Annotated in this window: 6 protein-coding genes and 1 tRNA gene; 3 read left to right on the top strand and 4 right to left on the bottom strand. The window is 58.6% G+C overall.

Annotation, left to right across the window (positions count from 1 at the left end; all coding sequences use genetic code 11):
* Positions 1-189 precede the first annotated feature (189 nt).
* A complete protein-coding gene (fni, locus tag NW815_RS04045; protein ID WP_414390743.1) occupies positions 190-1248 on the top strand; it encodes a type 2 isopentenyl-diphosphate Delta-isomerase in 1059 nt (352 codons plus the stop codon).
* Between the two features lie 258 nt (positions 1249-1506).
* Here fni and NW815_RS04040 read toward each other — a convergent pair whose 3' ends face one another.
* The 4 genes from NW815_RS04040 to NW815_RS04025 all read right to left on the bottom strand — a co-directional run bounded on the left by NW815_RS04040 (position 1507) and on the right by NW815_RS04025 (position 5510).
* Positions 1507-3105 (bottom strand): DUF6930 domain-containing protein, encoded by a 1599-nt coding sequence (locus NW815_RS04040; protein WP_414415739.1) that lies wholly within the window; start codon positions 3103-3105, stop codon positions 1507-1509.
* Positions 3106-3294: 189 nt separating this feature from the next.
* A tRNA-Thr gene (locus NW815_RS04035) sits at positions 3295-3367 on the bottom strand.
* A gap of 83 nt (positions 3368-3450) precedes the next feature.
* Positions 3451-4146 (bottom strand): TPM domain-containing protein, encoded by a 696-nt coding sequence (locus NW815_RS04030; RefSeq protein WP_414329371.1) that lies wholly within the window; start codon positions 4144-4146, stop codon positions 3451-3453.
* A 260-nt stretch (positions 4147-4406) separates the two neighbouring features.
* Complete coding sequence (locus tag NW815_RS04025; protein ID WP_414415738.1) at positions 4407-5510, bottom strand: FAD-binding oxidoreductase; 1104 nt, start codon at positions 5508-5510, stop codon at positions 4407-4409.
* A gap of 521 nt (positions 5511-6031) precedes the next feature.
* Between NW815_RS04025 and NW815_RS04020 the strand changes: the two genes are divergently transcribed.
* Both NW815_RS04020 and NW815_RS04015 read left to right on the top strand, forming a co-directional pair.
* Positions 6032-7036, top strand: a complete 1005-nt coding sequence (locus NW815_RS04020) for a cytochrome c oxidase subunit II (RefSeq protein ID WP_414388460.1) — start codon at positions 6032-6034, stop codon at positions 7034-7036.
* A 77-nt stretch (positions 7037-7113) separates the two neighbouring features.
* Positions 7114-7572, top strand: a 459-nt coding sequence (locus NW815_RS04015; RefSeq protein ID WP_414415737.1) for a cbb3-type cytochrome c oxidase subunit I, incomplete at its 3' end; no start/stop codon positions are given.

Raw genomic sequence — 7572 nt, 5'->3', positions numbered from 1 at the left:
CTCCGGCACCCTACCGGGAACCGCACCGCTGTCGTTGTAGATAGCGAGTCACCTTGGACTCCGTCCCGCTAGCGCGAACGGGCAATGCTGTTCGCCTAAGGACTCCGTCCCGCTAACGCGATTGGCAGCGCACGGCGTTGTAGACTGACAATCTCTACCAAGACCAAGGTGCTCCGCACTGCTGACGCGATGGCCGATTCTCTCCCCCCCATTTCCGAGCGCAAACAGGATCACCTGGACATTGTTCTGCAGCAGGATGTGGCTGCCAAAGGGATCCGCACCGGCTTTGAGCGGTTTTTCTTTGAGCACGTGGCGCTGCCGGAGCTGCTGTTGCCGGAGATTGACCTAAGCTGCGAATTCTTGGGAAAACGCCTACAGGCACCCCTGCTCATCAGCAGCATGACGGGGGGAACAGAGGCTGCCCATGAGCTAAACCGACAACTGGCCGCCGCCGCCCAACAGTTGGGCATTGCCATGGGGGTGGGATCCCAGCGGGCAGCTTTGGAACATCCAGAGCTGGCCCGGACTTACCAGGTGCGCCAAGTGGCCCCTAATATTTTGCTGCTGGCCAACCTGGGTGCCGTTCAGCTCAACTACGGCTATGGGTTGGAGCAGGCGCGACGGGCGGTGGAGATGATCGAGGCGGATGCGCTGATTCTGCACCTCAATCCTCTCCAGGAGGCGGTTCAGCCCCAAGGGGATCCCGACTGGCGTGGATTGTATGGCCGCATCGAACGGTTGGTGGCGCAGTTACCGGTGCCGGTGGTGGTGAAGGAAGTGGGCAATGGCCTCAGTGCCAAAGTAGCCCAGCAGCTGGCCGAATGCGGCGTGGCAGCCCTGGATGTGGCGGGGGCGGGCGGCACCAGTTGGAGCGAGGTGGAGGCCCATCGCCAAACAGATGCTCTCAAAAAACGCATTGCCCACAGCTTCAGGGACTGGGGGATCCCAACGGCTTTGTCCCTGCTGGAAATTCGTCGCCTGCTGCCGGACTTACCCCTGGTGGCCAGCGGCGGCATCCGCAATGGCATCGACGCGGCCAAAGCTATCCGTCTGGGAGCCGATGTGGTGGGTATGGCCGCCCCCGCTTTACACGCCGTCTCCCAAGGACAGATGCAGGCGGTGGTGGACACCTTTCGTGCCGTGATCGAGGAGCTGCGCATTGTTGCCTTTTGCACCGGATCGGCCAACTTGGCTCGGCTGCGACAAGCTACCCTGCGGCGGCAGGATACTTGGGATCCCTTGCCCTAAACTCCAAGCACTTGCCACAAACTGAGGGTCAATACCAGAGCCCCCAGATGATAGGGCCACTGTATGCTTTGTCGAGATGCTTTGTCGAGCTATTTTGCCGGTCAGCACCCAGGAGAGAACCAGAGCCAAGATAGCGTGGATCCCTGGAAAAACCGAATCACCGCCCGGTAAACCTGCCAGAGATAGAAAGAAGGGATCCCGGCTGGGAGAAAGTTGCTCAGGTTACCAGCAGCACCTAACCTGCCTCCATCTGGACGGTCAAGGCAAGTGCAATTGTCGGCTAATCCGCACCATCGGCCCCAGTCCCAGTCCCGTTGGGTTCAAAGCCTGCATCTCAAACAAGGCCAGAATGTGGCGCACTTGCAGCTCTGGGCGCGTAGAATTCACCCCCATCGCCACCACCAAGCCGCAATAGCCACCCGTATCCCGGCAACGCCGCTCCCAGCGCTTGCGAGCCATGGAGTGAACGGGATCATCTTCGGGAAACTCTCCAAACAGGTGCAGATCGCGATTGCCCGTTTGCACAATTTCCAAGTCGTAGCGATCGCCATCGAAGGGATCCACCCCTGTGTTGAAACAAACGCCTTGCGGCCCACCTTCCCCACGCAAATTCTCGATGAGCTGCTTTGCTTTTGATCGAGAGGTGCGCACAATCACCACCGGCAGCCCTTCTCCATTTTTCACCAGCTTGCTTTGGGGGAGGGGATGCCATTGCCCCTTGCGCCGCAGCATTTCCACCGTTGTCCACGGCAAGACCCCCAGACCTATCTGCGCGCCCTCGGGCACCAAATCATCCCGCAGCAGGGTTTGGGCAGGTTCTTCCTCCTCCCCTTCCAGCTCCAGCAGCTCTTCAGCCACGTCCGGCAGAGTGCGCACCTGCACCGAAAGGGTTGCTCCCTTCTCTTGGGGGTTGGGAATGCGGTACCGGCCTTGATAGGGTCGAAAGTCATCTTCCAGCTTGCGGTGGTACTGCTTGAAGAAGCGATGCAAGGCTTCCAAGGCCACCGATAAGGCCGCCGCCTCATCCTCCTGCAAAGTCACGCGCAAGCCTTCCAGGGGGTGAATGGTGCCGAAGTTCGGCTCAATTTCCTCGGGATCCAACTCTGCCAAGTCCAGATCCGGCAGTTCGTTAAGTTCAGGATTGCCAGCTTGGAAGGTGAGATAGAGACAATCTTGCCTGAGGAAAGCCTCCTCCATCTCTTCGGGAGTATCCGGCTGGCCCGCATCCTGGCGAAACTGTTTGAGGGAGGGCAGCGAGCGATAGAAAAGTACCCCATACTCCATGCCCAACCGCCCCATGACCGAGACGTAAAGGGTTTGGATGTCCCAGTGATCTAGGTCGATGGCCAAGATTTGGTGATCCTCTAGGTAATCCCAGGGAGCATCTCGCCAGAGGGTGAGGGCTTTGCCGGTCAGCAACTCAACATAGTGTTCCGGCAGAGGGGGAGGGATCCGTTCGTTGGCCTCTTCAAAGCTCTGAAGGATCTCGTCGATCAGAGGCAATTCCGGCTGGCATTCCACCTTGATGTCCAGCTCGTGCAGGATGCCGCGCAAGAAAAATTGCACCTCTCGATCCCGCACGATGATCTTCTGGGGACGAGCAGGTGGGGCAGCATGGGGCCGCTCCATAGCCATGATCAAGGTTCGCACCATCGGCTCAAAGCCAGAATCGGCGGGCACCACCTCCATGGCCCGTACCACGCCCTGAACGCCATCTACCCAAAGAATGCACTCCCCTTCCGTTTGGGATCCCATGGGTGGCGATCCTGAGAGCTTGTGGCGATCCCCTTCCCACACCGAGGGCACCTGGGGCAGCTTTTGCAATCGACGAACCGTAGCGGCTGGGAGACCGGACATAGACATCCAAGGAGAATCAGGAGAACAACCCAATCGGCTGAGTAGGTATGCCAAACTGAGCAGGGATCGGCCTTGGCCTTTTGCCGGTAAGGCCCAGGGATCCCGCTAATGCCAATCTAACCACCAGTGTAGAAGCTGAGTTCGGCTTCAGCGAGAGGAGACAGCAGAGCCAAGTTCCATGGCACCAGAAGCTGATGGTCAGATTCGAACTGACGACCGCTCGATTACAAGTCGAGTGCTCTACCAACTGAGCTACACCAGCAATTTCTGCTCACCGATTCTAGCATTTGTCCCCTGCGAACTGAGGCTCGCAGGGAAGGACGCCCAGCCGACTTCACGAGTCAGCTACTGCCGATCCACTGCCGGGCGAGCAATGGGAGCCAGGTAGATCACCAAAGCCCCTGCCAGAAACCCCAAGACGTTGCGCAACACCGGGATCCAATCCTGCGTGCGTGTGACCACCGGCCCGATACCGAAGGCCCCGAACAGAATGAACCACAGGGGAGAAATGAGCAAGGCCCAACGCCAGTTAAACAGCTCCTCCGCATGGCGGGGCTTGCCGGCAAACCCGAAGACAATCCCGCCCAAAATCGAGGTCACCAGCGTTAGGATCCACTGCTCCTGAGGCAGGCCGGGCACCACGCGGCAGCCTCCCTGATGAAAGCAGCGATCCAAAACATCCACGGTCTCCAGGATGGCGCGGTGGGTGCCGTGCTCCCGCACATAGAATTGGTTGCCAAAGCGAGATTGCAGCTCAATCCAAAAGGTACGTGGCAAGATCTCGCGCACAGCATCCCCTACATTAAACGCCAGCAAGTTGCCCCCCCTGGGATCCGCCACCATCAGAACGCTGCGCTCATTCAAGCCCCAGTACTCTTTCACCTGACGGCCTGGAGTTTGATCAAACTGAGTCAGCACCCGCAGCTTCCAGCCGGTGTCTTGCTCTAACTTGTTCAGATGCTGGGCCAGTTGAGCTTCCTGATTGCTGGTCAACTGATCCGCCAAGTCCAAGACCGGCACGGGCGGCTGAGGCAGCTCCATCGGCACCACCGGCAGGGCAGGTTGCGCCCAGGTCAGGGATCCCCCACCCACCGCAATCAACAGCCCAAGGCAAAAGCCCACCCCAACGCGGAGTATCCGTTGCCACTCGATGCTCATGCTGATCCCTCTCTTAGCTTTGACGCTGAGATACTGAGAAATGATGTTAAGAAATGTTTCAATTTCTTATAGATCTATCATGCACCGGAACAAGACGTTTGGCCAGAGGGATCCCGAGGAAGCAGCGGTGGCGAGGGCGATGTTTATATCAAGCTGGGGCTGAAGGTGCCGGCAGGGTCAAATTGCTGCTTCAGCTTGCGCATTAGGCTGGCAGCCGGGCCAAAGTCATGGGCAAGAGCCCTCTTCAGAGCTGGCGGAGCCTCCAGAAGCAGGAGAAATCCGCCCGCAGACTTGAGGTAGCGTTGCAGTTGCATTAGGGATCCCACTTCTGGCTGAACCAGCCAAGCCCGCCCTAGCCCACAGCCTCGGTGCAGTTGCACCTGAGCCCCAGGGAATAGGGTTTGAAACTGCTCCAGTGTTGCCAAGCTCTGACTGGGCAGGCACCCGAACTTGGCCAGCACCGCCCCTGAGCCGGGTTGAGGCAGGGGCAGAGAGTCGGGATTCACTTCCTGCAAAGTCAGCCCTGCAGGGGCCAGCCGCCGCGTTTGGGCCATCTGCTGGGCAATCGCCCGCTCCGATCCATGAAAGCTGAGCCAAACCTGGGATCCCTCTGCCCTCAGCCAGAGATCCACCCCCACAGGGTTAACCGGGCCGGTCAGCACCTGCCGACACAAAACCTCCAGCTCCGGCAAAGATCCTATGGCCAGCAAAGTAGACTGAGCTGCCGGCAACGGGTAAAGCCGTAGGCTCACCTGGGTCAAAATTCCTAGGCTGCCCAAGGATCCGGTGAACAGCTTCATCAGGTCATAGCCAGCAACATTCTTGACAACCCGCCCGCCCGCTTTGGCCACTTCCCCATCCGCCCGCACCCAGGCTATGCCCAGCAGCAAGTCGCGGATCCCGCCGTAACGCCAGCGCAGAGAACCCGTATCGGCAGTGGCGATAATGCCCCCCAGGGTAGCCCGCTCCGGATAGAGGGGATCCACCGGCCACCATTGCCCCCGCTCGGCCAAGATGTGTTGCAGTTCCGCCAAAGTCATGCCAGCTTCCACCGTGACGGTGAGATCAGCAGCCGCATGGTCGATGAGCCGGCGTAAGCCGCGCGTGCTGAGAACCAGATCCACCGGCTCCACAGAGTGGGCCCAGCTCCATTTGCTCCCCTGCCCCAGCGGCAGCACTTTCCGCCCTTGGCACTCCTTTAAGATTCCGGCCAATTCCGAGACCGTTGATGGAGTCTGGATCGGCAAGGGATCCCCTGGATCAGATAGCAAGGTCGCCAGTGAATGGGGAGAAGACATTGGGGAAAGCGAAGCAGAGATTAAACAGAAGCAGAGATTAAAGAGAGAAAACCTGTCCAAACCAGCCCAATTGCGGGGTTATCCCACCCTACCTCAGTCTACAGCCAGCAAAAATCTCAGCTTGGAGAGATGACCCTCAACCAGAGCCGGCCTTCAATGTGGTACCGCCCTTACACAGGTCTGCCGAAAATCTCGGAACCAAAGCTCCGCCTCGTCACTGCTCACCCTGAAAGATCCTGAAGAGATCCATAAGTCTACACAACTTTCTTTCCCCCGCGAACTAGTATTTTATTTGATAGCGGTGGGAAGTCCGTGCACAGCGGATCGGGCTCCATAGGCAAAAATTTTGTAAGCCCTGTAAGCAATGTAAACAAAAACAAAAAACGGCAACAGTAGAAAACGTAGTCTGCAAACGCTGTGGGCGGATTGTCTGCTAGGGTAGATGCTCTCTGTATTGGGGAAAAGCAGTCGTGAGTGCGATTAGCAACATCATCTTGGTGGGTATGGGGATCCTCCTGACCCTTGCCAGCCTTTGGTACGGGCAAAACCACCATCTGCTTCCCGAATCTGCTGCCGAATCAGCCCCCTTGTTCGACAGCCTCTTCAACAGCACTGTAACCATTGCCACAGGGATCTTTTTGGTGGTACAGGGTGTACTTCTCTACTGTATTGTCCGCTACCGCAAGCGGCGAGGCGACAAAGGCGACGGGGATCCCAGCCACGGCAATGTGCTGCTGGAGATCGTGTGGACGGCGGTGCCGGCGGTGATCATTCTTTGGTTGGGCTTGGCCAGCTTGGATGTTTACCAGGCCATCTACGGGGGTGCTGATGTCGGCGGGCACATCCACGCAGCCATGGCGATGGAGTCTTCCCACGAAGCTGAGGCGGGGGATCCCGGCTACGCCTACACGCCTGCGGTGCTACCCGGGAAGGAGATGGGCCAGCCGGATCTGGTCGTTCAAGTTCAGGGCATGCAATATGCTTGGATGTTCACCTACCCGGATTCCGGCCTGGTGGCCAGCGAGCTGCACCTTCCTCTGAACAAGCGGGTGCGCTTGGATATGACGGCTCTGGATGTGAACCATGCCTTCTGGGTACCGCAATTTCGCCTGAAGCAGGATGTCATCCCTGGCCGAGAAACCCACCTGGAGTTTGTGCCCACTCAACTGGGGCAGTACCCCATCATCTGCGCAGAGCTGTGCGGCCCCTATCATGGGGTGATGGCAGGGCAATTGTTTGTGGATACGCCGGAAGACTTCGAGCGCTGGCAGCAGGAGCAAGTTTTGGCCGCCCGTGGCGAGGGCAGCACCTTGGCCCTCGTTTCAGATTTCTCGCCAGTCCATCCCTCTCCTCGGCCAGGCTCCCCTGAGGCCGAGTCTGCCTTTGCCCATGTCCACCACCAGCGTTTGGGCGTCTCCCCCTCAGATTTGAAGTCTCTCCAGTCCCATTCTGGATCCCTTCCTTCCGCAGGCTAGCCGGGATCCCCAACATCCCTTTGGCCTGCGCTTTTGAGAACACCATTCCGCCGACGCGACACGGGAGCTTTTTGGCAATGACCCAGCTACAAGACAATCCGAGACCTGTTACTGCACCGAAGGTTGAACTTGAACTTCCTGCTGAGCCTTGGTGGCGCTTCTTTACCTTCTCCACCGATCACAAGGTCATCGGGATCCAGTACTTGGTGACCACCTTTTTCTTCTACTTGGTGGGAGGGGCGCTGGCGACGGCAGTACGGGCAGAGCTGGCTACTCCAGAGGCCGACTTTCTCGGCTTTGAGCGGTACAACGGTGCCTTTACCCTGCACGCCACGATCATGATCTTTTTGTGGATCGTGCCTGCTTTGGTGGGGGGCTTTGGCAACTACCTGGTACCGCTGATGATCGGGGCGCGGGATATGGCCTTCCCCAAGCTGAATGCAGTGGCCTTTTGGCTGGTTCCGCCCACAGGGATCCTGCTTTTGGCCAGCCTGTTCATAGAGGCTCCGGCTGCCGGCTGGACTTCCTACCCCCCC

The sequence above is a fragment of the Synechococcus sp. R6-7 genome (genome assembly GCF_047461695.1).
Classification (GTDB): Bacteria; Cyanobacteriota; Cyanobacteriia; order Thermostichales; family Thermostichaceae; genus Thermostichus.
The sequence above is the reverse complement of the archived record's forward strand: the minus strand, read 5'-3'. Positions and strand labels throughout refer to the sequence as shown.